Source organism: Pseudomonas sp. S2_E02 (assembly GCF_054668355.1).
The window spans coordinates 3,585,860-3,610,673 of the sequence record NZ_CP162761.1 but is presented as its reverse complement, the minus strand read 5'-3'; the positions used below and the strand labels follow the sequence as shown (position 1 = coordinate 3,610,673).

25 protein-coding genes are annotated in these 24,814 nt (G+C 59.0%); 13 read left to right on the top strand and 12 right to left on the bottom strand.

Annotated features, from left to right (window positions below):
- Window positions 1–65: 65 nt before the first annotated feature.
- On the bottom strand, window positions 66–899 hold the full coding sequence (locus AB4O01_RS16190; protein ID WP_460089032.1) for an aldo/keto reductase: 834 nt from the start codon (window positions 897–899) through the stop codon (window positions 66–68).
- Window positions 883–2,622, bottom strand: a complete 1,740-nt coding sequence (locus tag AB4O01_RS16185; protein ID WP_460089031.1) for an FAD-dependent oxidoreductase — start codon at window positions 2,620–2,622, stop codon at window positions 883–885. Before AB4O01_RS16185 ends, AB4O01_RS16190 begins: the two co-directional genes overlap by 17 nt.
- Before the next feature lie 176 nt (window positions 2,623–2,798).
- Here AB4O01_RS16185 and AB4O01_RS16180 point away from each other — a divergent pair, with 176 nt between their 5' ends.
- From AB4O01_RS16180 to AB4O01_RS16165, 4 genes are all read left to right on the top strand, one after another.
- The gene (locus tag AB4O01_RS16180) at window positions 2,799–3,575 is read left to right on the top strand and encodes an IclR family transcriptional regulator (protein ID WP_460089030.1); all 777 of its coding nucleotides are present in this window, start codon (window positions 2,799–2,801) and stop codon (window positions 3,573–3,575) included.
- A 243-nt stretch (window positions 3,576–3,818) separates the two neighbouring features.
- Window positions 3,819–4,880: a Gfo/Idh/MocA family protein gene (locus AB4O01_RS16175; RefSeq protein WP_460089029.1), complete on the top strand. Its 1,062-nt coding sequence runs from the start codon at window positions 3,819–3,821 to the stop codon at window positions 4,878–4,880.
- Window positions 4,881–4,882: 2 nt separating this feature from the next.
- The gene (locus tag AB4O01_RS16170) at window positions 4,883–5,698 is read left to right on the top strand and encodes a sugar phosphate isomerase/epimerase family protein (protein WP_186623997.1); all 816 of its coding nucleotides are present in this window, start codon (window positions 4,883–4,885) and stop codon (window positions 5,696–5,698) included.
- Between the two features lie 113 nt (window positions 5,699–5,811).
- Entirely contained in the window at window positions 5,812–6,690 is an 879-nt protein-coding gene (locus tag AB4O01_RS16165) for a DMT family transporter (RefSeq protein WP_034153813.1), read from the top strand.
- Between the two features lie 129 nt (window positions 6,691–6,819).
- Here the strand turns inward: AB4O01_RS16165 and AB4O01_RS16160 are convergent, their stop codons facing one another.
- Entirely contained in the window at window positions 6,820–8,157 is a 1,338-nt protein-coding gene (locus AB4O01_RS16160; protein ID WP_099757240.1) for an MFS transporter, read from the bottom strand.
- Between the two features lie 359 nt (window positions 8,158–8,516).
- On the opposite strand from AB4O01_RS16160, the gene quiC reads away from it, so the two are divergent.
- Together quiC and AB4O01_RS16150 are read left to right on the top strand one after the other, a co-directional pair.
- Window positions 8,517–10,418, top strand: coding sequence for a 3-dehydroshikimate dehydratase QuiC (gene quiC / locus AB4O01_RS16155; RefSeq protein ID WP_099757239.1), 1,902 nt, complete (start codon window positions 8,517–8,519; stop codon window positions 10,416–10,418).
- A 101-nt stretch (window positions 10,419–10,519) separates the two neighbouring features.
- On the top strand, window positions 10,520–11,197 hold the full coding sequence (locus AB4O01_RS16150; protein ID WP_460089028.1) for a TetR family transcriptional regulator: 678 nt from the start codon (window positions 10,520–10,522) through the stop codon (window positions 11,195–11,197).
- Window positions 11,198–11,296: 99 nt separating this feature from the next.
- Here AB4O01_RS16150 and AB4O01_RS16145 read toward each other — a convergent pair whose 3' ends face one another.
- Both AB4O01_RS16145 and aroQ read right to left on the bottom strand, forming a co-directional pair.
- A complete protein-coding gene (locus AB4O01_RS16145) occupies window positions 11,297–12,151 on the bottom strand; it encodes a shikimate dehydrogenase (protein WP_460089027.1) in 855 nt (284 codons plus the stop codon).
- Between the two features lie 5 nt (window positions 12,152–12,156).
- The gene (gene aroQ / locus AB4O01_RS16140; protein WP_460089026.1) at window positions 12,157–12,597 is read right to left on the bottom strand and encodes a type II 3-dehydroquinate dehydratase; all 441 of its coding nucleotides are present in this window, start codon (window positions 12,595–12,597) and stop codon (window positions 12,157–12,159) included.
- Window positions 12,598–12,911: 314 nt separating this feature from the next.
- Between aroQ and AB4O01_RS16135 the strand changes: the two genes are divergently transcribed.
- Both AB4O01_RS16135 and AB4O01_RS16130 read left to right on the top strand, forming a co-directional pair.
- Entirely contained in the window at window positions 12,912–13,340 is a 429-nt protein-coding gene (locus AB4O01_RS16135) for a DUF4160 domain-containing protein (protein ID WP_093434713.1), read from the top strand.
- Window positions 13,337–13,780 carry a DUF2442 domain-containing protein gene (locus AB4O01_RS16130; protein ID WP_320336296.1) on the top strand — a complete coding sequence of 148 codons (444 nt, stop codon included), beginning with the start codon at window positions 13,337–13,339 and terminating at the stop codon, window positions 13,778–13,780. Before AB4O01_RS16135 ends, AB4O01_RS16130 begins: the two co-directional genes overlap by 4 nt.
- Before the next feature lie 59 nt (window positions 13,781–13,839).
- On the opposite strand, the gene trmA is transcribed toward AB4O01_RS16130, so the two are convergent.
- Window positions 13,840–14,919: a tRNA (uridine(54)-C5)-methyltransferase TrmA gene (gene trmA / locus AB4O01_RS16125; RefSeq protein WP_414925458.1), complete on the bottom strand. Its 1,080-nt coding sequence runs from the start codon at window positions 14,917–14,919 to the stop codon at window positions 13,840–13,842.
- Complete coding sequence (locus AB4O01_RS16120; protein WP_186623992.1) at window positions 14,916–16,211, bottom strand: NCS2 family permease; 1,296 nt, start codon at window positions 16,209–16,211, stop codon at window positions 14,916–14,918. Before AB4O01_RS16120 ends, trmA begins: the two co-directional genes overlap by 4 nt.
- 237 nt (window positions 16,212–16,448) lie before the next feature.
- Here AB4O01_RS16120 and AB4O01_RS16115 point away from each other — a divergent pair, with 237 nt between their 5' ends.
- Both AB4O01_RS16115 and AB4O01_RS16110 read left to right on the top strand, forming a co-directional pair.
- Window positions 16,449–16,883, top strand: coding sequence for a DUF4879 domain-containing protein (locus AB4O01_RS16115; RefSeq protein ID WP_371748320.1), 435 nt, complete (start codon window positions 16,449–16,451; stop codon window positions 16,881–16,883).
- A 67-nt stretch (window positions 16,884–16,950) separates the two neighbouring features.
- Window positions 16,951–17,496, top strand: coding sequence for a DJ-1 family glyoxalase III (locus AB4O01_RS16110; RefSeq protein WP_460089025.1), 546 nt, complete (start codon window positions 16,951–16,953; stop codon window positions 17,494–17,496).
- A 12-nt stretch (window positions 17,497–17,508) separates the two neighbouring features.
- Here the strand turns inward: AB4O01_RS16110 and AB4O01_RS16105 are convergent, their stop codons facing one another.
- From AB4O01_RS16105 to AB4O01_RS16095, 3 genes are all read right to left on the bottom strand, one after another.
- A complete protein-coding gene (locus tag AB4O01_RS16105; protein WP_460089024.1) occupies window positions 17,509–17,796 on the bottom strand; it encodes a HigA family addiction module antitoxin in 288 nt (95 codons plus the stop codon).
- A gap of 14 nt (window positions 17,797–17,810) precedes the next feature.
- Window positions 17,811–18,089: a type II toxin-antitoxin system RelE/ParE family toxin gene (locus AB4O01_RS16100; RefSeq protein WP_460089023.1), complete on the bottom strand. Its 279-nt coding sequence runs from the start codon at window positions 18,087–18,089 to the stop codon at window positions 17,811–17,813.
- Between the two features lie 84 nt (window positions 18,090–18,173).
- Window positions 18,174–19,412, bottom strand: a complete 1,239-nt coding sequence (locus tag AB4O01_RS16095; RefSeq protein WP_007909739.1) for an MFS transporter — start codon at window positions 19,410–19,412, stop codon at window positions 18,174–18,176.
- Window positions 19,413–19,807: 395 nt separating this feature from the next.
- On the opposite strand from AB4O01_RS16095, the gene AB4O01_RS16090 reads away from it, so the two are divergent.
- From AB4O01_RS16090 to AB4O01_RS16080, 3 genes are all read left to right on the top strand, one after another.
- Window positions 19,808–21,250, top strand: a complete 1,443-nt coding sequence (locus tag AB4O01_RS16090) for a cytochrome ubiquinol oxidase subunit I (RefSeq protein ID WP_093434734.1) — start codon at window positions 19,808–19,810, stop codon at window positions 21,248–21,250.
- A 3-nt stretch (window positions 21,251–21,253) separates the two neighbouring features.
- Entirely contained in the window at window positions 21,254–22,261 is a 1,008-nt protein-coding gene (gene cydB, locus AB4O01_RS16085; RefSeq protein ID WP_460089022.1) for a cytochrome d ubiquinol oxidase subunit II, read from the top strand.
- 76 nt (window positions 22,262–22,337) lie between these two features.
- Complete coding sequence (locus AB4O01_RS16080; protein WP_194934856.1) at window positions 22,338–22,505, top strand: DUF2474 domain-containing protein; 168 nt, start codon at window positions 22,338–22,340, stop codon at window positions 22,503–22,505.
- A gap of 72 nt (window positions 22,506–22,577) precedes the next feature.
- Here the strand turns inward: AB4O01_RS16080 and AB4O01_RS16075 are convergent, their stop codons facing one another.
- Both AB4O01_RS16075 and AB4O01_RS16070 read right to left on the bottom strand, forming a co-directional pair.
- Window positions 22,578–23,702: a methyltransferase gene (locus AB4O01_RS16075; protein ID WP_460089021.1), complete on the bottom strand. Its 1,125-nt coding sequence runs from the start codon at window positions 23,700–23,702 to the stop codon at window positions 22,578–22,580.
- A 177-nt stretch (window positions 23,703–23,879) separates the two neighbouring features.
- Window positions 23,880–24,593, bottom strand: coding sequence for an autoinducer binding domain-containing protein (locus AB4O01_RS16070; RefSeq protein WP_177413114.1), 714 nt, complete (start codon window positions 24,591–24,593; stop codon window positions 23,880–23,882).
- Window positions 24,594–24,814 lie beyond the last annotated feature (221 nt).

Sequence of the window (24,814 nt, the reverse complement as noted above, 5' to 3'; positions counted from 1 at the left end):
GTTATTGACGGTCTGGCGCGCGGCAAATTCAATCCCGCGCAGGATTTCTATCGCTGGATTATCAATCAGCGATCAAAGGCATCCCACTCCGGGGCGAAATCCGGGCTGACCTGACGTTGGTTTTTCGGCAGTGCTGCAATCAATGCGCGGTCTTCATCATCCAGTTCAACTTTCAGCGATGCGAGGTTGGCCAGTTGATTGGCCCGGCTGCTGGCCTTGGGAATCGCCGCGACGTTGGGCTGATCCAGCAGCCATTTCAGTGCGACCTGAGTCGGCAGCACGCCGTGCTTTTCGGCGATCTGTTGAATCTGCGGGATGTCTGAGACCTTGTTGCGCGCCAGCGGGGTGTAGGCCGTTAGTGCCATGTCGTGTTGACGGGCGTAGTCGAGCAGGGCGTTTTGGCCGAGCAGGACGTGGTATTCGACCTGAATCGCTGACAGAGCAATCCCATAGTCTTCGACGACTTTGCGCAGCAATGGCAGCGGAAAATTCGCCACGCCGATGTTGCGTGCCAGCCCCTGTTTTTTGAACGAAGCCAATGTCTCGAGGGTGCGTGGCAGGTCCCAGTCGGTGCTCGGCCAGTGGATCATGAACAAGTCGACGTAGTCGCTGCGCAACGCGGTAAGGCTGCGGTCCATGGAATGGCGCATCGCGTCGGGTTGCAGCTGATCCCACCAGACTTTGGTGGTGACGTGAATTTGCTCGCGCGGTGTCGGGGTATTCGCCAGTGCTTGTCCGACGGCTTCCTCGTTGTTGTAGGCCGCCGCTGTGTCGATGTGTCGATATCCCAATTCCAGCGCTTGCTCCACGGCGCGAGTGCATTCGTCGCCGAGCATCGGCCAGGTGCCGAGGCCGAGTTTCGGCATGTTCAAACCTTGGGCATTAACGATGTGCTGCATGGTCGATCTCCTGTTCGAAAGCAGTCATACCGGCGATATGCCGGGCGGCGATGTAACCGAAAGTCAGCGCCGGGCCGATGTTGATACCGCCCGCCGGGTAGTGGCCGCCCATGATGCTGGCCATGTCGCCACCGGCTGCGTAGAGGCCGGCGATGGGCTGTTCGTGGGCATCCAGTACTTGCGCGTGCGGGTTGACCTTGAGCCCGGCGAAGGTGCCGAAGCAGCCCGGCTGGACTTTCACGGCGTAGAACGGGCCAGTGTCTATTGGGGCAACGCAGGGGTTGGGAAGGTTCGCCGGATCACCTTGTTTGCGGTTGTAGGGTGTTGCGCCGCGACCGAACAACGGGTCTTCGCCGTGACGGGCATGGCGGTTGTAATCGTCGAGGGTGTGGCGCAATCCGCTCGGATCGATGCCGCAGGCGCGGGCCAATTCTTCAATACTGTTGCCGCTTTTCAGATAGCCGCTGCGGATAAAATCTGACACTGGCAGCGGAAATGGCCGCGATATGCCCAGTCCATAACGCCGTTGAAAGGCGCGCGTACAGATCAGCCATGAGGCGACTTCTTCACCTTCCGGCGCAGCAGCGACCATGGCGCTGACGTAGTCGTAATAACCGTTGGCTTCGTTGACGAACCGTTGGCCGTTACTCAGTACACCGATGATCCCGGGTTTGCCGCGCTCAATGATGTGTGGGAAATGGCCGATGCTGCCGTCGGGATGTGGCACTTGCGACACCGGCGCCCACGCCACGGGCGAAGCTACATTGGCATTGACCCGTGCGCCGACACTTTCGCCCAGGCGCAAACCATCGCCGTCGACGGCCAGCGGCGGCAGCGCCCAATGCTCGTGACCGGTCGGCGTGCGCGGGAACAGGGCTTTGCGCCGCTCGATGTCATTGGCAAAACCACCGGCGGCGAGCACTACGGCTTTGCGTGCATGAATGCGGATCGGGCCTTTGTCTGTGTTGACCACAGCGCCCGAGACGCGAGCGCCTTCACGCAGCAACGCTGTCACGGGTGCCGATTCCCAGAGCAACACGCCGATGTCTTCGGCGGATTTTGCCAATCGTGCAATCAACGCCACGCCATTGACCAATTGCATGGCCCGGCCATGGATCGCGAGATCTAGCAAATGTCGGGTAAAGCGCCGGGTGACATGCCATGCGGCTTTCAGTGAACGGGTCAGATTGAGGAACGCCGACAGATCGGCGCCGGCCATGATCGGCATGCCCATGAAGGACGTTTCGCGCATCGTTGTACGAAGGCGCTTGAGCAAGCGTCCGACCTTGCGTCCATCATAAGGCGCGGCGATGACCGAGCGGCCACCAGTGCCAGCGCCCGGCGTGTCGCCATGAATGTCGGCAATGGCATTGCCATCGGCAAATTGCAGCACAGTGTGTTGCTCGAAAAAAGCGACCATGCGCGGTCCCGCTTCAAGGAAAGCGTCGATCATCGCCGGGTCGAAGTGCTCGCCCAGTTCATGGCGCAAATAGGTGCGCGGTTGTTCGATGTCTTCGATGATCCCGGCCCGACGCGCTAGTGGATTGCACGGCACCCACGCCCAGCCACCGGACCAGGCAGTGGCGCCACCGAAAACCGGATCTTTCTCGACAACGATGACTTTCAAACCATGCCACGCGGCAGTCACGGCGGCCGATAAACCGGCGGCACCGGAACCGACGACCAATACGTCGCAGTCGATATCAGGGTGTTCGGCAGACATCAAACAACGCTCCGGCAGTAAGTTTTTTTTGGAATTTGATTCCAGAAAATAACCAGTGTCGCGACGACTCTACAAGCCTTGAGCCTATAAAATGGGCGGTTATCGAACAGCCGGTTCCAGATTTCGCTTTGCCGCCAATGTCTTCTAGAATCGGCAAAATTTCTTTGGACGTCTCCATGGCCGGCAGTCAAATCGAACGGGTTTTCAGCGTGCTGGAAAGCCTCACCAGTGATCCACGCGGGCTGCCGATGCAGACGCTCGCCGAGCAGCTGGTTATCCCCAAGAGTGCAACACACCGCTTGCTCGCCGAGCTGATTCGGTTGGGCTACGTACGGCAGAATGCGGAAACGTTGCGCTATCACTTGTCGACCAAACTGGTCGCTATGGGCTTTCAATACCTGTCGAGCTGCGGTGCCGATATCGTCCAGCCGGTACTCGACCGACTGGCGCAGGAAACCGGCGAACTGGTGCGTCTGGGCGTGATCGATGGCGAGCGCCAGACCTGGATCGCCAAGGCACAAGGCGCGCGCACCGGTCTGCGTTACGACCCGGACATGGGCCGCGACGCGCCGCTGTTCTACACCGCGTCGGGGCATGCGTGGCTGGCGTGCATGAGCGACGCCGAGGCGTTGTCACTGGTCGAGCGGCAGGCGGCGGAGGTGCCGGTGGGGATCGGGCCGAATGCGCCGCGTTCAAATATCGAGTTGCTGGAACGGCTGCGTCTGGCTCGTGAGCAGGGTTATGCCTGTGTCGAAGAAAGTTCGGCAGTGGGGACTTCAGCGATTGCGGCGGTGGTGAGGCATCCAACGGATGGTCGGGTGATTGGTGTACTGAGTATTGCCGGTCCCAGTGCGCGGATGCCGGGGGCGCGGTTGCATGAGCTGGCACCGCTGTTGCTGACCTTTACCGAAGAATTATCAGCAGCAAGCCTGGCCTCAGAACTGTTTATCTAATCCGAGTTCACACAGACCCCCTGTAGGAGTGAGCCTGCTCGCGATAGCGGTATGTCAGCCAACGTTAACGGCGACTGACACTCCGCTATCGCGAGCAGGCTCACTCCTACAGGGGATTTTTGTTGTTCACGAAGTTGTGCGGTGTTCGCACGGTTTTAGGATGGATGGGTGTTTGATTCTGGAACTGGGTTCTAAATTGTTGCTGGAGTGATATTCCAACAACAATCACAAAAGGACCGTACCTTGAATTCGCCCCTTCGAATCGCCCTGATCGGCGCCGGCAACATGGGCCAGCAACATTATCGGCATCTGCAAACCCTCAACGAAGCAACGCTGTGCGCGGTGGCGGATCCCGGGCCGCAAGCAGCAGGGCTTGCGGCGGAATGGGGTGTAAGGCATTTCGCTGATCATCGTCAGATGCTGGAGCAAATCCGGCCAGACGCGGTGATCGTCGCCAATCCGAATAATCAACACGTCAGCACGGCGCTCGATTGTCTGGCGGCGGGTGTGCCGGTGCTTCTGGAGAAGCCGGTCGGCGTGCACCTGGATGAAGTGCGCGAACTGGTTGCGGCGGTCAAAAGCAGCGGCGTGCCGGTGCTGGTCGGCCATCATCGGCGCCACAATCCGCTGATCGTTCGCGCTCATGAGCTGGTGCAGAGCAGGGCGCTTGGACGGCTGATCACGGTGACTGCACTGTTCCAGTTGCGCAAACCGGACAGTTATTTCGAGATCCCGTGGCGCCGTGAACCGGGCGCCGGGATGTTGCTGACCAACCTGATTCACGACCTCGATCTATTACGACATCTGTGCGGTGAAGTACGCTCGGTGCAAGCGATCACCGACAACGCCGTGCGCGGTTTCGCCAACGAAGACAGTGCGGCGGTGTTGCTGCGATTCGAAGGCGGCACACTGGGCACATTGAGCGGTTCCGACGCGGTCGCCGCGCCGTGGAGTTGGGAGCTGGATTCCGGCGAGAACCCGGCGTATCCACGTCATGCGGATCAGCCGTGCTATCTGCTGGCCGGAACCGCCGGAGCGTTGAGCATTCCGCAGCTCAAGCGTTGGCACTATGCCGCTGAGCAGTTCGACGCCGGTTGGCATGAGCCCTTGTTGATGGTCGAAGAATCCTACGGCGGTGACGACGCTTTACGCTTGCAGTTACTGCATTTCGTACGCGTGGCGCGGCATGAAGTCGAGCCGCTGGTGAGTGCGGCCGACGCTGCGCGCACTTTGGCGCTGATCGAAGCGATCCGCGAGGCCGCCGCCACCGGCCGTGCCTGCACCCCTGCACTGATTGAGGCTTGAACATGAGCGAACGAATCCTGTCTCTGGCCAGCCTCACTGTGCTGGAGTTGTCGCCACCGCAAATGGTCGAAGTGGCGGCACGTGCTGGTTACAGCCATGTCGGCCTGCGCCTGGAACCGGCGACGCCCGAGGAGCATCATTTCCCTTTGGTCGCCGATGCTGAATTGCGCCGTCAGACTTTGCAGCGGCTGCGCGACACCGGCATCCGCGTGCTCGACGTGGAAATCCTGCGTCTGAAGCCGCAAACCGACGTCGCCGATTTCGAGAAACTTCTTACGGTCGGTGCGGAATTTGGCGCTACCGAATTGCTGGTCGCCGGTAACGATCCTGACGAACAGCGGCTCACCGATAACTTTGCGGCGCTTTGCGATCTGGCCGCGCCTTACGGACTGCACCCGCATCTGGAGTTCATGCCCTGGACTGATGCGCGCAACCTCGAACAAGCGCTGCGAATGGTCGAAAACGCTGATCGGGAAAACGCTGCGGTGCTGGTCGATGCGTTCCACTTTGATCGTTCGGCGTCACGCTTGGAGGATCTGGCTGAAGTGCCAGTGTCGCGTCTGCGTTATGCGCAATTATGTGATGTAGCGGGGCCGAGGCCGTCAGACATGGCCGAGATCTTGCGTCAGGCGCGCAACGAGCGGCGGTTTCCCGGCGAGGGTGATTGCGATCTGCTCGGGTTGCTGCGAGCGCTGCCGACTAATATTCCACTGAGTCTGGAAATTCCCACGGTAAAACTGCTGGAGCAGGGCGTGAGCGGATTGGAGCGAGCGCAGATGGCGATCGACAGGACGCGGGAATTGTTGGCGCGACTGTGAGTCTTTTTTGTGGCGAGGGAGCTTGCTCCCAGTGGACTGCGTAGCCGTCCCCAATCGGCGACCGCCGCGCGATCCCCTTCGCCACCGTATTGTTGTTCAAACAGGGATAACCAATGACTGTCAGCACCCCGCTCTCCGGTGTCAACCAACCCTTCAAGGGGATCTTGCTGATTGTCGTGGCAACCTTCCTGTTCTCCAGTCACGACGCATTGTCGAAATACCTGTCCGGTTTTTATCCGATCGTGATGGTGGTCTGGGCGCGCTATCTGGTGCACACACTGCTGATGGCGGGGATTTTTCTGCCGCAATCCGGATTGCGTGTCCTGCGCACCAAGAAGCCGCTATGGCAATTGGTTCGGGCACTGTGCCTGCTCGGCACCAGCCTGTTCTTCACCACCGCGTTGTTGTACATCCCGTTGGCGGAAGCCACGGCGGTCAACTTTCTTGCGCCAGTGTTGGTGACCGCATTGTCGGTGCCGCTGCTCAAGGAGCGAGTGACCCGAGGTCAATGGATCGCGGTGATCTGCGGCTTTATCGGCGTGCTGATCATCGTCCATCCCGGCGGTGAGTTGTTCACTCCGGCGGTGTTGCTGCCGTTCTGCTCGGCGCTGTTTTTCTGCTTTTATCAACTGCTGACCCGCAAGCTCGCCGAGGTGGACAGCCCGACCACCAGCAACTTTTTCGCCGGGTTATGCAACACGCTGGTGATGAGTGCACTGGTGCCGTTCTTCTGGCAGGTGCCGACGTTGACCCATGCCGGGTTGATGCTGGCGCTGGGCAGTTGCGGGATGACCGCGCATTTGTTTCTGACCCAGGCGTTCCGCCATGCCGCTCCGGCACTGCTGGCGCCGTTCGGTTATTGCCAGATTGTGTTTGCCGGGTTGTTGGGCTGGCTGCTGTTCAATCACACGCCGAGTCTGCTGACGATCATTGGTATCGCGGTGATCTGTTGCAGCGGACTGGCGGCAGCGTGGCAGCAGAGCCGCCGTTGAGCTGACAACACAAGAAACTGTGGGAGCGAGCTTGCTCGCGAAAGCGGTATGTCAGTCACATTTGTTTCGACTGTCAGTCCGCATTCGCGAGCAAGCTCGCTCCCACAAGGGGCCAATCAAGTGGTCAGGTTATTCGGTGACGGTAGGAATCTTGCGCGGTGCCATGAAATACATCCACGTCAGCGCAATGAAGTACATCGCCGGAATCAGGGTGAACAACACGGTGTAGTTGTTGTTGGTGACGGTGAGGATGTGGCCGACGATCTGGGTCATGAACATCCCGCCGATCGCTGCGCACATGCCGCCGAAACCGAACACGGTGCTCATCATGTGCTTGGGCGTGTAGTCCATCACCAGGCTCCAGATGTTTGCTGTCCACGCCTGGTGTGCGCCGATGGCCAGGGAAATCGCTGCCACTGCCACCCACAGGTTGGCTGAGCCGGCGGCCATGATCACGCCGATGATGCAGCAAGCAAACAGGAACATCGACAGCAGCCGCGCCTTGATCGAGTTCATCCCGCGACCGATCAGGAACGAAGACAGAATGCCGCCACCGACGCTGCCGAAGTCAGCCGTGACGTAAATGATGATCAGCGGAATGCCCATCTGGGTGACGTTGATGCCCAGGTTGTATTGCTGATTGAGGAACGGTGGCAGCCAGTACAGATAGAACCAGAACACCGGCGCGGTCAGCGAGTAGGCGAGGGCGAAGGCCCAGGTGCCGCGCATCCGCAGGATTTTCGAGAACGGTACGCGGGCCTGTTCCGGTTCGACTTCTTGCTGGATGTAGTCCAGCTCGGACTGTTTCACGCTCGGGTGATCTTCCGGGTTGAAGTATTTCAAGCCCCAGAACAGCAACCAGATGCCGCCCAGTGCCGACATGCACAGGAACGCCGCTTGCCAGCCCCAGACGTGCAGCACCAGTGGCAGCAGCATCGGCGTGAACATCGCACCGACGTTGGTGCCGGCGTTGAAGATGCCGGTGGCAACCGCACGTTCGCCGGCCGGGAACCACAGGCGCGTGGTTTTCACGCAGGCCGGGTAGTTCGCCGCTTCAGTCAGGCCGAGGATAAACCGGCAGACCATGAAACCAACGGCTGACGTTGCCAGACCGTGGGCACCGGTGGCCAGACTCCAGAGCAGCACGGCGCAGAAGAACACGCGCTTGACGCCGACCCGGTCGATCAAGCGTCCTTGCAGGACGAAACCGATCGCGTAGCCGACCTGAAACCAGAAGTTGATGTTGGCGTAATCCATCGCCGTCCAGCTCATTTCCTTGGCGAGGATGGGCTGCATGACGCCGAGGGCGGCGCGGTCGATGTAGTTCAGGGTAGTGGCGAAAAACACCAGCGCCAGCATGCCCCAACGGGTCTTGCCGACAGCCATGGCGCCGCGGATCTTGTCGCCGATGCCACCCGTGGCAGTGCTCATGGCCGGAGCCATGCGGGAAGTCTGTGAAGGAATCATGTGTTCCACCCGTTTTTGGATTTGTTATTTGGTGTGCTTGTTACTTGCACGCTGCGACCGGTGGTTCAGATCCGGACTCAATGTGCAGTCGATGTTGGGCAGTGGACGAAAAATCGTCAATTCGCCAAACCGCCATTGTGTTCGATAATCGCACGCAAAACTAACCGGGTAGTACACTTTAAATTGCTGCGCGGTTCAATGCAGCCAATAATTTCCCCACTATAAAAACCCATCCCATGTAGGAGCTGCCGAAGGCTGCGATCTTTTGATTTTGCTGTTTTGGTAATCAAGATCAAACGATCGCAGCCTTCGGCGGCTCCTACAGTAAAGATAAAGCGGCGCAGTCCGGGAGTTGAAACATGCAGCGTTCCATTGCCACCGTTTCCTTGAGCGGCACCCTGCCGGAAAAACTCGAAGCCATCGCCGCCGCCGGGTTCGACGGGGTGGAGATTTTCGAAAACGACCTCCTGTACTACGACGGCAGCCCGCGGGAAATTAAACAGATGTGCGCCGATCTCGGCATCGCCATCACTCTGTTTCAACCGTTCCGCGATTTCGAAGGCTGCCGCCGTGATCGCCTCGCGCGCAACCTTGAGCGCGCCGAACGCAAGTTCGACCTGATGCAGGAACTGGGCACCGACCTGGTGCTGGTCTGCAGTAACGCCTCGGCCGACAGCGTCGGTGATCAACAAATTCTCGTCGATGACCTGCGCCTGCTGGCCGAGCATGCCGGTGCGCGCGGCTTGCGCATTGGTTACGAAGCGCTGGCGTGGGGCCGTCACGTGAATACTTATCAACAGGTCTGGGACATCGTGCGTCAGGCCGATCACCCGAGCCTCGGTGTGTTGCTCGACAGCTTCCATACGTTGTCGCTGAAGGGCGATCCCCGCGCCATTGCCGACATTCCCGGCGACAAGATTTTCTTTGTGCAAATGGCCGACGCGCCGATTCTGCAGATGGACGTGCTGGAGTGGAGCCGGCATTTCCGTTGCTTCCCGGGACAGGGCGAATTCGATCTGCCGGGCTTCCTCGCGCCGATCATCCAGAGCGGTTACACCGGGCCACTGTCGCTGGAAATTTTCAACGATGGCTTCCGCGCCGCGCCGCCACGGGCCAATGCCGCCGACGGTTTACGTTCACTGCTGTATCTGGAAGAGAAAACCCGTCAGCGTCTTGAGCAGGAAGCGACACCTGTCGCCAATCGCGAAATCCTTTTCGAAACACCGAAGGCCAGCGAGTACAACGGCATCGAGTTTCTCGAGTTTGCCGTCGATGAAAGCCTCGGCGCCAAACTGTCGAACTGGCTGGAACGCTTGGGGTTCGTCAAGGCTGGGCAGCATCGTTCCAAGAGCGTGAGTCTGTTGCGTCAGGGCGACATCAACCTGATCCTCAACTCCGAACCGTATTCCTTTGCCCACAGCTTCTTCGAGGCTCACGGCCCGTCGCTGTGTGCCACGGCTGTGCGGGTCAAGGACAGCGCCAGTGCGCTAGCCCGCGCCGTCGCTTACAAAGGTCAGCCCTATCGTGGACTGGTCGGCCCCAACGAACTGGAACTGGCAGCGGTGCGCGCGCCGGACGGCAGCCTGATTTATCTGGTGGATGAACAGGCCGACGTCTACGGCACCGATTTCAACCTGCTGGCAGACGCGCCGGCCCGTGGCGGTCTCAAGCGTATCGATCATATGGCCATGGCGTTGCCGGCCGACAGCCTCGACAGTTGGGTGCTGTTCTACAAGAGCCTGCTGGATTTCGAAGCGGACGATGAAGTGGTGCTGCCTGATCCGTATGGTCTGGTGAAGAGCCGCGCCTTGCGTAGCCGCGACAGTTCGATCCGCTTGCCGCTGAACATCTCCGAGAACCGCAACACCGCCATCTCCCACGCGCTGTCGAGTTATCGCGGCTCCGGTGTGCACCACATCGCCTTCGATTGTGACGACATCTTCGCCGAAGTCAGTCGCGCCAAAGAAGCCGGCGTGCCGCTACTGGATATTCCGCTCAACTATTACGACGACCTTGCCGCGCGCTTCGATTTTGACGACGAGTTTCTCAGTGAACTGGCGTATTACAACGTTCTGTACGACCGTGATGCCCAGGGCGGTGAGCTGTTCCACGTCTACACCGAACCGTTTGAAGGGCGTTTCTTCTTCGAGATCATCCAGCGCAAGAATGGCTATGCCGGGTATGGCGCGGCGAACGTCGCGGTGCGCCTGGCGGCGATGGCCAAATCTCGCAGTGGTGCCGTGCGCCAGGCGAAGTTGTAGGAAATTCGTAAACGCGGGATTAAACACGGGCCGCGCGGCTTCCTTCACTGTGCTGCGCAGCCCATAATCGCCGCCTGTGCAGTGATGGCCGTGAGCCCGCAATGACGATGAATACAGAACTTTCCGCAGCTTCTGAAGTTTCCACTGTAGAGCCGCGCAAGAGTCGCAAGAACAACCCGGAAAAGACCCGCGAGAACATCTTGCAGGAGGCGATCGTCGAGTTCGTCCAGCAAGGCTTGTCTGGGGCTCGCGTCGATGCGATCGCCGAGCGAATCCACACCTCCAAACGCATGATCTATTACTACTTCGGCAGTAAGGAGCAGTTGTACGTCGAGGTGCTGGAAAAGCTATATGGCGATATTCGCAACACCGAAAACCGTTTGCACCTGGCCGAGCTGGCGCCGGTAGAGGCGATTCGGCGTCTGGTGGAATTTACCTTCGATCACCACGACCGCAATGTCGATTTCGTGCGCATCGTCAGCATCGAAAACATCCACAACGCCGAATACGTGAAGCGTTCCGACGCGATCAAAGCGATGAACAACACCATCCTCGATTCACTCGGCGAGATACTGCGTCGTGGTGCTGCTGAAGGTGTTTTCCGTGTGGGGCTGGATGCGCTGGATGTGCATTTGCTGATCAGCTCGTTCTGCTTCTATCGTGTGTCGAACCGGCACACATTTGGCGAGATCTTTCAGATCGATCTGCCGGATGAAAGCATCAAACAGCGGCATCGCGAGATGATTTGCGAATCGGTGCTGCGCTACCTGCAGGCCTGACACATTCCCCCTGTGGGAGCGAGCCTGCTCGCGCAAGCGGTGTGTCAGTCAATAGATGTATTGGCTGGCCGTAAGCCTTCGCGAGCAGGGGGAAAGAACTCAGCCATTCATGCTTTGAAAATGCGCGAGCATCCGCTGCGCGTCCGGCACCACGTCACTGAACAATTCAAACGCTTTCACTGCCTGAAACACCGCCATGTTGCCGCCGTCCAGCGTCCGGCAACCCAGCGCGCGGGCGTTGCGCAGCAGTTCGGTTTCCAGCGGGAAATACACAATCTCCGCCACCCACAATTCCTTGCGCAGCAGTTCGACCGGCACCGGCATGCCCGGCAGTTTGGCCATGCCCATTGGCGTGGTATTCACCAGCCCGTCGGCCTGATTCAGCGTACTCGTTAGATCTTGCCCGGCCACGGCGCGACCCGAGCCGAAATGCTGATTGAGATTGTTCGCCAGACTCTCAGCGCGTTCACGATCGACATCGAAAATAGTCAGTTGCTGTACGCCTTCGCTCAACAATGCGTGGGCCACTGCTGCGCCTGCGCCACCGGCGCCCATCTGGACTACGCGCTTGCGGGCAGCGTCCTTCAGCCCCCGGCGAAAACCCTCGGCGAATCCAAGGCAGTCAGTGTTGTGGCCGACACGTTTACCGTCCTTCAACACCACGGTGTTCACCGCGCCAATACCTTTGGCTTCCGGCGACAACTCATCAAGCAGCGGAATGATTGCCTGCTTGCACGGGAAGGTGATGTTCAGCCCGGTGTAGTTCATCCGCTCGGCCGCCAGCAGCAGGTCGGGCAGGGCGGTGCTGTCCATTTTCAGTTGATCGAGATCGATCAGTCGGTACAGATAACGCAGGCCTTGGGCATCACCTTCGTGCTCATGCAGCGCCGGCGTGCGCGAGGCCTGAATGCCGGCGCCGATCAACCCGGCGAGTATTACGTTAGAGCGAGACATGCGCATTACCCCTTCAGCCGCTGACTGAAATGTTCCAGCGCCAGGCGATAGCCATGACTGCCAAACCCGGCCATTACCGCCGTGGCAATCGCCGAGACAAACGAGTGATGACGAAACGGCTCGCGGGCGTGGACGTTGGACAGGTGTACCTCAATCACCGGCAATTCACTGGCCACCAGTGCGTCGCGAATCGCCACCGAAGTATGCGTCCACGCGGCCGGATTGATCACGATCCCGGCGCAACGGCCGCGGGCAGCGTGAATCCAGTCGAGCAGTTCGCCTTCGTGATTGGTCTGACGAAACTTTACGGCCAGGCCGAATTCTTCGCCTGCGCGACCGCACAACGCCGAGATGTCCGCCAAGGTTTCGTGACCGTAAGTCGCCGGCTCGCGGGTGCCGAGCAGGTTCAGGTTCGGGCCGTTGAGCACCAGAACGATAGGGGGCATGAGGGGTAACTCCACTTATTGTTTTTGGCTTTGGCCGAGGATTTCAGCCTGTGGAGATAAAATGTACTAGATGGTTACCATGGTCAATTGAACAAAAATGGAGGTGGCGTTTTATGTTCGGTGATCGCACAGAAGCAATATTGATCGAGATATGACGACAGCTTTGCTTACGTTTTTCACTGGAGATTGCCCGGCTCATGACCTGTTGCGACGCTAGCCTGAAAAGCGGTGAAACGTCATGTGCCGATCACCAGTCGTCGGATTTGAAAGGAATCTTGAATCCTGAAACTTATTAACCTAACGGATGGGTTAGCATGAAGGTGTGCAGCTACAAAGGATTGTCGATTGTCATCATGTTGCGAGATGAGCATTGCCCCCCGCACGTTCACGTGAATTCAGGTAGCTGGAGCGCCCGATTACAGTTCAGTTTCTGGCACAACGATATTGAGCTTTGGGATGTCATGCCGCTTTCTCGTCGACCACCGTTAACCGTGCTGGATGGCTTGTGTCGATCTCTTGAGCAGCCTGCTCATCTGCGACGAGCACGCGGGATCTGGTGGTCAAGATTGCAAACTGTCTGTCTCGACAATCAATTGTGGGACAGCCATTCAAACGAAGTGCTGGGGATGAAACTCGTCACTGACAAGACATACAGAGTGGGATCGGCGCGTTATCTGCCAGAAGAGGGCAAAACTCTTCTGACATTGATAGGCGCATTGGAAGGAGTGGAAATCGATTTATGAAAGTCATCAAGGCTAAGCCATCCACACATCGTCCCCTGACGGAGGAGATGATCGACGCCGCCATCCTGCAAGGGGAGGCACGCCGAGCGAGTAGCTTGCAGGCTGTCTCCGTAACCTTTGAAGAATCATCTCTGGTCATCCGTTTTGAGGATGGCAGTGGTGTGTTGCTTCCGGTGAACCAGTATCCAGAGTTTGACGGGTTTGATGCAGGCGATTACGAGGGGCTGACAGTCGGCTTCGCAGGCACTGCGCTGTGCCATGAGGGCAAAGACCTTGACGTTTCCATTGCCGGGCTGATTTCAGCGAGCCCGTCACTCATGAGGATGGCCGCGTCGGTGGTTGCTTCACGTAACGGTCGTCAAAGCAGTGCTGCGAAGTCCGAAGCTGCTCGGGCGAATGGCAAAAAGGGCGGGCGTCCGCGTAAGGTCGATCCCGCTTAGTGAGCGCCCACAAAAAAGCCGTCAATCACGACGGCTTTTTCGTATCTGCTGTCCCGTAATCAACGCCGGGTCAGCAACACACCCGATTCCATATGATGCGTCCACGGGAACTGGTCGAACAACGCACACTGCGTAATGCGGTGGGTGTCGTGCAACTGGGCAATGTTCGCCGCCAGGGTTTCCGGGTTGCAGGAGATGTACAGGATGTTATCGAAACGTCGGGTCAGCTCGCAGGTGTCCGGATCCATGCCGGCGCGCGGCGGGTCGACAAAGACGCTGCCGAACTCGTAGCTCTTCAGGTCGATGCCTTGCAGGCGACGGAACGGGCGCACGTCGTTGAGCGCTTCGGTCAGTTCTTCGGCGGACAAACGCACCAGGGTGACGTTATCCACAGCGTTTTCGCTGAGGTTACTCAGTGCAGCGTTGACCGAGGTTTTGCTGATTTCGGTAGCCAGCACTTTGCGCACGCGAGTCGCGAGCGGCAGGGTGAAGTTGCCGTTACCGCAATACAGCTCCAGCAAGTCGTCAGTGCGGTCACCGAGTGCTTCGTACGCCCAGTTGAGCATCTTCTGGTTCACCGTACCGTTCGGCTGGGTGAACGCGCCTTCCGGCTGGCGATAGCTGAAAGTGCGGCCGCCGACTTCGAGTTTTTCGACCACGTAATCGAGGCCAAGCACTTCGCGTTTACCCTTCGAGCGTCCAATGATGCTCACACCGAGATCCGCCGACAACCTGGTTGCTGCCGCGTGCCAGTGTTCGTCCAGCGGGCGGTGATAGCACAGGGTGATCATCGCATCGCCAGACAGTGTGGTCAGAAACTCCACTTGAAACAGCTTGTGGCTCAGCGCCGAACTGGCCTGCCAGGCAGCCTTTAATTGCGGCATCAACTGGTTGATGCGCAGGCTGGCAATCGGGAACGCTTCGATGAGGATCGGCGTGCGTTTGTCGTCCTGAGAAAACATCGCGTAATGCCGCTCGCCACCTTCGCGCCATAGGCGGAATTCGGCGCGCAGACGGAAGTTCTGCAGCGGCGAGTCGAACACGGTCGGCTCGGGGGCATCGAACGGCGCCAGCAGATCACGCAAACGCGTGACCTTGGCTTCAAGTTGCTCGGCGTAAGCCTGGGAATCGAATGTCATGCGTTGAACCAACCCAACTTGATCACAAACAGAATCGACAGAATCACCAGCGCCGGGTTCAGCTCACGAGCGCGGCCGGACAGCAACTTGATCACGGTCCAGGCGATGAAGCCGAACGCGATGCCGTTGGCGATCGAGTAAGTGAATGGCATGGCCAGCGCGGTCACCACGACCGGCGCGGCGACGGTGATGTCGTCCCAGTCTATTTCCGCCAGACCGGAAGTCATCAACACGGCGACGAACAGCAGTGCCGGCGCGGTGGCGAACGCCGGAACGCTGGCCGCCAGTGGCGAGAAGAACAGTGCCAGCAGGAACAGAATCGCCACGACGATGGCCGTCAGACCGGTACGCCCGCCCGCACTCACGCCAGCCGCGGATTCGATGTAGCTGGTGGTGGTCGACGTGCCGAGCAACGAACCGGCCATGGCCGCGGTGCTGTCGGCGATCAGCGCACGACCCATTTTCGGCATGTGGCCGTCTTTGCCCATCAGGCCGGCGCGCTTGGCGACGCCGATCAGGGTGCCGGAGTTGTCGAACAGATCAACGAACAGGAACGCGAAGATCACGCTGACCAGACCGATGTCCAGCGCACCTTTGATGTCCAGTTGCAGGAAGGTCGGGGCCAGCGAAGGCGGCATCGAGGTCACGCCGCCGAACGGGGTGAAACCCATGGCGATGGAAATGATGGTCACCGCCAGAATGCCGATCAGCACCGCGCCGCGCACTTTCAATGCTTCGAGGGCGACGATCAGGGCGAAACCGAGGGTGGCGAGAATCGGTGCAGGTTGTTTCAGGTCACCAAGGCCGACCATGGTCGCCGGATTGCTGACGACGATACCTGCGTTGTGCAGGGCGATCAGTGCCAGGAACAGGCCGATACCGGCAGCAATCGCCGAGCGCAGCGGCAGCGGGATGCTGTTGATGATCCATTCACGGATGCGGAAGATCGACAGCAGGAAGAAGCACACCGCCGAGATGAACACCGCGCCCAGCGCCACTTGCCAGGTGTGGCCCATGTGCAGGACAACGGTGTAGGTGAAGAAGGCGTTCAGACCCATGCCCGGCGCAAGGGCGATCGGGTAATTGGCGATCAGGCCCATGATCGTCGAACCGATCGCGGCGGCCAGACAGGTAGCGACGAACACTGCGCCCTTGTCCATGCCGGTCTCACCGAGAATGCTCGGGTTGACGAACAGAATGTAGGCCATGGCCAAGAAAGTCGTGATGCCCGCCAGAATCTCGGTGCGCACGTTGGTGTTGTGTGCCTTGAGTTGAAACAGCCTTTCCAGCATGTCTGCTCCCCGTGGCGCGCGTGGCGCCGTGAATGTATCGACCTCAACAGCAAAGCACAGACCATCGCAAGCGCCTGGAAAATTGTGGTGGGCCGGAAAAAGCCGCGCATCATACCAGCAGCGTGAGGAATATGGCGGTTGTTGGTGTCGATCGTCGGCGAAGTTTTGCCTAGAAGCCAACTGCGCCATACTGCGCGCTGATTTTTTCGGGACGGGAAGCGCATGAGCAGGTGCTGGATGAAGGTTTCGGGTTTGATTGCAGCACTGATGGCCGTGGCTCCGATAGTGCTGGCGGCCTCGGCGGAGCCGTTGACCCAAGTGAAAGTGATCAAGGTGCAATCGCCGGCCTGTGGCCTGGAGGACATTGCCGATGGCCAGACGCAGACCCAATGCAATCATAGTGGGCCGAGCATCAAGGTCTATGTACTGGAAGTCGGATACGGCCAGAGCCAGCCGCATGCCACCCTGGACGGTTTCGAGGTGAACGGCACCCGAGCGCCGGTCTGTGCCTTTGATAACGGCAACCTGACCGAGTGCACTCCCGGCAACAAAACCGTCGGTTCTCTTTATACCTTCGATCTGGCGGGCAAGCAGGAAGGCACCTTCACCTTCAGCAACACCTCGATCAACGCGCCACGCAATACGATGTCGACCCAGCTTTACATCAAGTAACGGCTGTCTGCGAACAGGGCCGGACAAAGCTGTCTACGCTTGGAAGATCACCCAGCGGATAACGCCCATGACCTTTAGAGCCCTGATTACCCTCGCCGAGGGCATCGATGATCTGCAAAGCGTGACCCTGATCGACGTGCTGCGCAGGGCCGGCATCGAGGTGGTGGCCGCCAGTATTGAAGGGCGACGCATGCTCACCTGCGCCCGTGGCACACGCCTGACCGCCGATGGCATGCTGGTCGACGTGCTGGCGCAAACCTTCGACCTGATCGTACTGCCCGGCGGCGCCGTCGGTTCGCAACACCTGGCTGCGCATCAACCGCTGCAACAACTGGTCAAGGATCAGGCCAGTGCCGGCCGCCTGTTCGCCGCCATCGCCGAATCCCCGGCCATCGCCCTGCAATCCTTCGGCGTGCTGCGCCAGCGGCGCATGACCTGCCTGCCCAGCGCGAGCCATCAACTCTCGGGCTGTACGTTTGTTGATCAACCGGTGGTGGTCGACGGCAACTGCGTCACCGCACAAGGCTCAGGCGCTGCGCTGGAGTTTGCCTTGACGCTGGTCGAGCAACTCGGCGGCAAGGCCGTGCGGGCAAAAGTGGCGGGGGAGTTGTAGTGGCTGGAGGTGTCAGGGGTGGACAGCGATCAGTTCGATAACCGGTTGCTCCCGATGCTCCGCTTGCCACAGATCGTAGTCGGTTTGTACGCCTAGCCACACACGCGCCTTGCCAATGCCAGCACGCTCAAGACGCACAGCCAGATCCGGGCTGATTGGCGCATGTCCGTGTAGTACACGGGAAAGATGTGGGCGCGCGAAGCCCAAGTGTCGGGCCAATTCGGTCACGCTGATGCCAAGCTCGGGCAAAACATCCATCAGCAGGGTTTCGCCGGGGTGTGGCGGGTTGTGCATGGGCATGAGCCTGCCTCCTGTCAGTGGTAATCCAGATAATCGACCAGTTCAATATCCGAACCGACAAAACGAAAGATCACTCGCCAGTTGCCTGAAACGCTCAGCGACCAGTACTCCGTCAGTTCACCTTTCAATCGATGCAGGCGCCAACCCGGAAGGTCTAGATCTGCGGGAATCGTAGCGCGATCCATGAACTGCAGCATGCGCGACAGCCGTTTTGCGTGGTCGGCACGAATCCCGCGAGGCGAACCTGTTTCATAGAAGCCTCGAAGGCCTTTGTGCTGAAAGGATTTGATCATGGGCTGGAGTGTAAGGCGATACATTACACTTGGTGCGGTAACTATGTACCGCACCTTTTCAGTTATTTTGTGTTTTGGAGGTTGTCAGACCTTCACCTCTTCCACCGGCACATGCATCCGGTCCCGGTTAGCCAGCGTCGGAAACAACTTGATCCACGTCCCGGTCACCACCAGCGTGCCGATCCCGCCCATGACCACCGCTGGGACAGTACCGAACCAGTGAGCGGTGACACCGGACTCGAATTCGCCCAACTGATTGGAAGCACCGATGAACAACCCGTTCACCGCGCTGACCCGGCCGCGCATTTCGTCGGGGGTTTCCAATTGTACGAAAGAGGCGCGGATGACCATGCTGATCATGTCCGCCGCGCCGAGCACCACCAGCACCGCCAGCGAGAACCAGAACGAGGTCGACAGGCCGAAGGCGATGGTCGCAACGCCGAATACCCCGACTGCGGTGAACATCACTCGGCCAACGTTGCGTTCTACGGCAAATCGGGCGAGGAACAGCGACATCCCCAGTGCGCCGACCGCCGGTGCCGAACGTAGCAGGCCGAGGCCCCACGGCCCGGTCAGCAGGATGTCCTTGGCGAATACCGGCAGCAACGCCGTGGCGCCGCCGAGCAGTACCGCAAACAAATCCAGCGAAATAGCACCGAGAATGTCCGGGCGGCTGCGAATGAAGCGAATCCCGGCCAATAACGAATCCAGCGTGGCTTTGCCTTTGTTCAACGGCGTCTGTCGCGCGGGCAGGTTGAGCATCAAGGTGCAGGCAATGACGTAAAGCAGCACAGTCGGGCCATAGACCCAGACGCTGCCGAATGCATAGAGCAAGCCGCCCAGCGCCGGGGCGACGATGGTTGCCGACTGTTGCGCCGATTGTGCCGCTGCCACCGCCCGTGGGAACAGTGCGCTGGGCACAATACTCGGCAGCAGTGCCTGGGTGGTCGGCATCTCGAACGAACGCGCCGCGCCGAGCAGGAAGGCGAGGATGAAGATCATCTCGCGGGTGACGTGATCGGTGGCGCTGCCGATGGCCAGCGCCAGGGCGATCAATGCCTGCAACGACTGACAGATCGCCGCGACTTTGCGCCGGTCGTAACGATCAGCGACATGCCCGGTGTGCAGCATGAACAGCACACGCGGGGCGAATTCGACGAGCCCGACCAGACCCAGATCGAGGACGTTGCCGGTCAATTGGTAGAGGTTCCAGCCAATTGCCACAGTGAGCATCTGAAAGCCACTGGCGGTGAAGATCCGCGCGAACCAGAAAGCGAGAAACGGACGATGGTGACGTAACAGCAGGGGCTCTTGGCTGGGCATCTGAAGGCAGGTCTGGCTCGAGGGGAACCGCGAGGTTATCACCAGTCTGTAACAGGAAGTTGCTATGACAAAAAATTTAGTTAGCCAGACATCGATTTCCTCCAGCTCGCCGCAAGAAATCCATTGCAGAGCATTGCCGCGCCGATGAGGCAACTTGTCACGCGGCAAACGACCACGCAGTTGTTCGTCGGAAATGGGACTACTCTTTCAACGTTGCTTGATCCAGATCAAGACCCTCCCGGGCCATGCTCTGGTGGCCCGTTGGCCAGACTCCCTGCGTTGCGATGGTTGTTAAAAAAGAACGAATCAGAATTCGCCGCACTCCATATCCGTGGGGGCAGTAGGCGCAGGGGCCACAAGCCCCGAAGCCGGTATTACCTGACAGAGGAAGACTTATGTTCGGTTTAGAGGCACTCGATCTCGCCCGAATTCAGTTCGCGTTCACCATTTCGTTCCACATCCTGTTCCCGGCCATCACCATCGGCCTGGCGAGTTACCTCGCGGTGCTCGAAGGCTTGTGGCTGAAAACCCATAACGACACCTACCGTGACCTTTACCATTTCTGGTCGAAGATCTTTGCCGTCAACTTCGGCATGGGCGTGGTCTCGGGGCTCGTCATGGCCTACCAGTTCGGCACCAACTGGAGCCGCTTCTCGGACTTCGCCGGTGCCGTCACCGGGCCGTTGCTGACCTATGAAGTGCTCACGGCATTCTTCCTTGAGGCCGGTTTCCTCGGGGTGATGCTGTTTGGCTGGAATAAGGTCGGACGTGGGCTGCACTTCTTTTCCACCGTCATGGTGGCCATCGGCACGCTGATTTCGACGTTCTGGATTCTCGCGTCCAATAGCTGGATGCAGACTCCGCAGGGCTTCGAGATCGTCAACGGTCAGGTAATCCCCACCGACTGGCTGGCAATCATTTTCAACCCTTCGTTCCCTTATCGTCTGATGCACATGGCAACGGCTGCGTTTGTCGCCACGGCGTTCTTCGTCGGCTCTTCGGCGGCCTGGCACTTGCTGCGCGGCAAGGACAATCCGGCGATCCGCACGATGCTGTCGATGGCGATGTGGATGGCGCTGATCGTCGCGCCGATCCAGGCTGTCATCGGCGACTTCCATGGCCTGAATACGCTCGAGCATCAGCCGGCGAAAATCGCCGCGATCGAAGGTCACTGGGAAAACAAGGGCGACGAAGCGACGCCGCTGATCCTGTTCGGCTGGCCGGACATGAAAGAAGAAAAAACCAGATTTGCCGTGGAAATCCCGTACCTCGGCAGCCTGATCCTCACTCACTCGCTGGACAAACAGGTCCCGGCGCTCAAGGAATTCCCGCCGGAAGACCGGCCGAATTCGACCATTGTGTTCTGGTCGTTCCGGATCATGGTCGGCCTCGGTTTCCTGATGATCTTCACCGGGCTGTGGAGCCTATGGCTGCGTAAACGCGACACGCTCTACACCTCGCGCCCATTCCTCTATCTGGCATTGTGGATGGGGCCTTCCGGCCTGATCGCGATTCTCGCTGGCTGGTTCACCACCGAAATCGGTCGTCAGCCGTGGGTGGTCTACGGACTGATGCGCACGGCGGATGCGTCTTCAAACCACAGCTTCATGCAGATGAGCATCACCCTGATCATGTTTGTGGTGGTGTATTTCGCCCTGTTCGGCGCAGGTCTCGGTTACATGATGCGCTTGGTGCGCAAAGGGCCGAAGATCAGCGAAGGCGCCGAGACGCCGGACGGTGGTCCAGGCAAGCAGCGTACTCCGGCGCGTCCGTTGTCCGCCGCCGACGATTCGGCCGATGCCGATCACGACACCCCCAGCCTGACCAAGGAGATTTGAGCCATGGGTATTGATCTTCCGCTGATCTGGGCCGTGATCATCATCTTCGGCATCATGATGTACGTGGTCATGGACGGCTTCGATCTGGGCATCGGGATTCTTTTCCCGTTCATCCCGGGCAAAGTCGACCGTGACGTAATGATGAATACGGTCGCCCCGGTCTGGGACGGCAACGAAACCTGGCTGGTACTGGGCGGCGCGGCGTTGTTCGGCGCCTTCCCGCTGGCTTATTCGGTGGTGTTGTCGGCGCTGTACTTGCCGCTGATCTTCATGCTGATCGGATTGATCTTCCGCGGCGTGGCGTTCGAATTCCGCTTCAAGGCCAAGGACGACAAGCGCCACTTGTGGGACAAAGCCTTTATCGGCGGCTCGGTGGCGGCGACGTTCTTCCAGGGCGTGGCGCTGGGCGCGTTCATCGACGGCTTGCCGGTGGTCAATCGGCAGTTCGCCGGCGGCTCACTGGATTGGCTGACACCGTTCACCCTGTTCTGCGGCGCCGCACTCGTGGTGGCGTATGCCTTGCTCGGCTGCACCTGGCTGATCATGAAAACCGAAGGCAAGTTGCAAGAGCAAATGCACAATCTGGCGAGGCCACTGGCATTCGTGCTGTTGGCGGTGATCGGTGTCGTCAGCCTGTGGACACCGCTGGCACACCCGGAAATCGCTTCGCGCTGGTTCAGCATGCCGAACCTGTTGTGGTTCATGCCGGTGCCGATTCTGGTGTTGGTGACAATGTACGGCCTGATCCGCGCTGTGGCGCGCAATGCCAACTACATGCCGTTCCTGCTGACCCTGGTGCTGATCTTCCTCGGCTACAGCGGTCTGGGCATCAGCCTGTGGCCGAATATCGTGCCGCCGTCGATCTCGATCTGGGACGCCGCCGCACCGCCGCAAAGTCAGGGCTTCATGCTGGTGGGTACGCTGTTCATCATTCCGTTCATCCTGGGTTACACCTTCTGGAGCTACTACGTGTTCCGCGGCAAGGTCACCCATGAGGACGGTTATCACTAAGCGAAACCCTTTGGCAGCGAGCTTGCTCGCGATGGCGTCGGCAACGGCGCCATCGATCTTACTGAGGATCGAAACAATGACCGGCAAACATTCCCTGCACGACATTGAAGAAGCCGAAAAAAAACCGCTGTGGCAGCGGCTCGGCTGGTTGGCCTTGATCTGGGTCGGTAGCGTCGGTGCGCTGTTTATCGCTGCCAGCCTGATGCGCCTGTTCATGAATGCGGCAGGCCTGACCACACACTGAATCATCCCGTCCCGGCGCCTTCGGGTACGGTTTTGCAACCCTCCTCACGGAGGGTTTTTTTTGCCTTGAGGTTTACTTGCGCGCTTTGATAATGACGAACTTTGGCGTGGCCGCCACTTGCTCGACGCCGCGGAACAGCCGCGCCAGTTTGCTGTGGTAACCCAGATGACGGTTGCCGACGATGTACAGCGCGCCACCCACTACCAGCGCTTCGCGCGCCTGCTGGAACATGCGCCAGGCGAGGAAATCGCCCACCACCTGCTGCTGATGAAACGGCGGATTGCACAGCACCACGTCCAGCGACTGCGCTTCCTGTCCGGCCAGACCGTCGCCGGCTCGCACGATCACTTCGCGGTCGCCCAGCGCTGCGCGCCAGTTTTCGCTAGCCGATTGCACCGCCATGTACGACTCGTCAACCAGCGTGTAGTGCGCATCAGGGTTCTGCAGAGCACTCGCGATTGCCAGTACACCGTTGCCACAGCCCAGATCGGCGACGCGGGCGTTGCCCAGGTTTTTCGGCAGATGCGGCAGGAACGCACGCGTGCCGATATCCAGGCCTTCGCGACAGAACACGTTGGCGTGGTTGAGCAACTCGATCGGTGGCTCGTCGAGGCGATAGCGTGACGGGTAGGGCGAGACGGCCGGGGCTTTTGCTTCAGGCGTGGCGATCAACAAGCGAGCCTTTTTCACCGCCAGCGAGGCTTGCACCGGACCAATATAGCGTTCAAGCAGATCACCGGCGGCGCGTGGCAGGTGTTTGACCATGGCCGCTGCGACGACTTCAGCGCCGGGCGCGAGTTGCCCCTGTAAACGGATCAGTTGTTCTTCCAGCAGTGCAAGGGTTTTCGGCACGCGGATCAGCACCCGATCAAACGGTCCGACCAATGGCTCGCTGGCGGGGATCCCGCGAACAGCGTCGAATGCCTGACCATTGCGCAGCAGGTTTTTTTCCAACCCCTGGAAACCGAGGAATGAGTCACCGCTGCTACTGACCCTGACCTTGCCTGACAAACTGGCAGCCAAGGCACCGAAGCTGTCGTTGAGCACCAATACGTGCGTGTCTGCCGCCGGTTGCTGCGCGGCCAGATGGTTGAGCAGGTATTCGTCAGCGGCATCGAAGGCTTGCAGCGGTTCGTTCTGCTGTTCGGGCTGGCGGATCAGGTCGAGTTGGGCAAAGGGCGTATCAAGCAAAGGCATGGGGCGGGAACTCAGGGTAATCAACGGGGTGTTCCACAGCCCTGACATTGTGCTGCGGCACCGACCGAGTGTACTGCAACGCCGAACGTTCACGTCATCACTCAGGAGGGTCGCGAATGGTACGTTTTTTTCTTGGTTATTACCTGCACGTTTTATAGGGGACGCAAGACTGCTTGATTAGATGATGCCGGCTCTGGCGGCCGCGATGACAGCGGAAATCTTGTTGCAGACGTTGAGTTTCTCGATGACGTTCTGCACGTGGTAGTTCACGGTGCGTTCGCTCAGGCTGAGGATTTTCGAAATCTCATAAGCGGTCTTGCCGCCGGCTGATAATTGCAGAACCTCCAGTTCGCGGGGCGACAGGTGCGGTTGGCGGGGCTTGAGAGATTGGGGCGGCAGCGTCCTGGCGAACAGTTCACTCAGGTGACTGGTGGCGTAGAACATATAACCAAAATGTTCATACAACTCCAGAGGACTGATGGGGCAATGCTTGCGCGCCAGGCTGATAATGCTGCACAAACCGCTTTGCTCATGGTGGAACGACTGTGACCAGCCATATTGCAGTCCATATTGCTGCAAACCCTGCCAAAGCTGAGGCTTTTCTGAAAATACCGACTCGCTCCAGACGATGGGCATCATTGAGTGATTGCAGTGTGCTATTAGTGGGTCGATTTTACTGTAATGTTTCTGATCATATTGTGCGTTCCATTCTTTGGGGTAGTTGTTGATTTGCAAGGGATCAAGACGTAGTTCCCGATTGGGTGAAGTAACCGAAATGGCACAAAAATTAAAGCCCAGGTTTTCGGCGAATCTCAACAGAATCGTATAAGCAGCGTCTATATCCCTGGCGAAAGTCAGTTGCTTTAACTGCGACTCCTTCCACGTTTCCATTACAGAGTCTCCATTGGTATTGCTGGGGGGGCGCAAAATGGATCCAAAAGATCCGGCACGCAACGGAGTGTAGGACGTTTCATACAAGGGGCATTAAATTTTTTCGATATTGATGGTGGGAATGTTTTTATAAAAAGTTCTTAGCGAATGACGGCGTTTAGTATTCAGGTCGTCATCCTAACTTTCAGTTTTGCATTTAAGGTTTCTTGATGAGTTGAGTT

Bases quoted from the DNA above. Each gene is read 5' to 3' on its own strand.
- AB4O01_RS16190 (WP_460089032.1), bottom strand. From the start codon at position 899: ATGCAGCACATCGTTAATGCCCAAGGTTTGAACATGCCGAAACTCGGC.
- AB4O01_RS16185 (WP_460089031.1), bottom strand. From the start codon at position 2,622: ATGTCTGCCGAACACCCTGATATCGACTGCGACGTATTGGTCGTCGGT.
- AB4O01_RS16180 (WP_460089030.1), top strand. From the start codon at position 2,799: ATGGCCGGCAGTCAAATCGAACGGGTTTTCAGCGTGCTGGAAAGCCTC.
- AB4O01_RS16170 (WP_186623997.1), top strand. From the start codon at position 4,883: ATGAGCGAACGAATCCTGTCTCTGGCCAGCCTCACTGTGCTGGAGTTG.
- AB4O01_RS16165 (WP_034153813.1), top strand. From the start codon at position 5,812: ATGACTGTCAGCACCCCGCTCTCCGGTGTCAACCAACCCTTCAAGGGG.
- AB4O01_RS16160 (WP_099757240.1), bottom strand. From the start codon at position 8,157: ATGATTCCTTCACAGACTTCCCGCATGGCTCCGGCCATGAGCACTGCC.
- quiC (WP_099757239.1), top strand. From the start codon at position 8,517: ATGCAGCGTTCCATTGCCACCGTTTCCTTGAGCGGCACCCTGCCGGAA.
- AB4O01_RS16150 (WP_460089028.1), top strand. From the start codon at position 10,520: ATGACGATGAATACAGAACTTTCCGCAGCTTCTGAAGTTTCCACTGTA.
- AB4O01_RS16145 (WP_460089027.1), bottom strand. From the start codon at position 12,151: ATGTCTCGCTCTAACGTAATACTCGCCGGGTTGATCGGCGCCGGCATT.
- aroQ (WP_460089026.1), bottom strand. From the start codon at position 12,597: ATGCCCCCTATCGTTCTGGTGCTCAACGGCCCGAACCTGAACCTGCTC.
- AB4O01_RS16135 (WP_093434713.1), top strand. From the start codon at position 12,912: ATGAAGGTGTGCAGCTACAAAGGATTGTCGATTGTCATCATGTTGCGA.
- AB4O01_RS16130 (WP_320336296.1), top strand. From the start codon at position 13,337: ATGAAAGTCATCAAGGCTAAGCCATCCACACATCGTCCCCTGACGGAG.
- trmA (WP_414925458.1), bottom strand. From the start codon at position 14,919: ATGACATTCGATTCCCAGGCTTACGCCGAGCAACTTGAAGCCAAGGTC.
- AB4O01_RS16120 (WP_186623992.1), bottom strand. From the start codon at position 16,211: ATGCTGGAAAGGCTGTTTCAACTCAAGGCACACAACACCAACGTGCGC.
- AB4O01_RS16115 (WP_371748320.1), top strand. From the start codon at position 16,449: ATGAAGGTTTCGGGTTTGATTGCAGCACTGATGGCCGTGGCTCCGATA.
- AB4O01_RS16110 (WP_460089025.1), top strand. From the start codon at position 16,951: ATGACCTTTAGAGCCCTGATTACCCTCGCCGAGGGCATCGATGATCTG.
- AB4O01_RS16105 (WP_460089024.1), bottom strand. From the start codon at position 17,796: ATGCCCATGCACAACCCGCCACACCCCGGCGAAACCCTGCTGATGGAT.
- AB4O01_RS16100 (WP_460089023.1), bottom strand. From the start codon at position 18,089: ATGATCAAATCCTTTCAGCACAAAGGCCTTCGAGGCTTCTATGAAACA.
- AB4O01_RS16095 (WP_007909739.1), bottom strand. From the start codon at position 19,412: ATGCCCAGCCAAGAGCCCCTGCTGTTACGTCACCATCGTCCGTTTCTC.
- AB4O01_RS16090 (WP_093434734.1), top strand. From the start codon at position 19,808: ATGTTCGGTTTAGAGGCACTCGATCTCGCCCGAATTCAGTTCGCGTTC.
- cydB (WP_460089022.1), top strand. From the start codon at position 21,254: ATGGGTATTGATCTTCCGCTGATCTGGGCCGTGATCATCATCTTCGGC.
- AB4O01_RS16080 (WP_194934856.1), top strand. From the start codon at position 22,338: ATGACCGGCAAACATTCCCTGCACGACATTGAAGAAGCCGAAAAAAAA.
- AB4O01_RS16075 (WP_460089021.1), bottom strand. From the start codon at position 23,702: ATGCCTTTGCTTGATACGCCCTTTGCCCAACTCGACCTGATCCGCCAG.
- AB4O01_RS16070 (WP_177413114.1), bottom strand. From the start codon at position 24,593: ATGGAAACGTGGAAGGAGTCGCAGTTAAAGCAACTGACTTTCGCCAGG.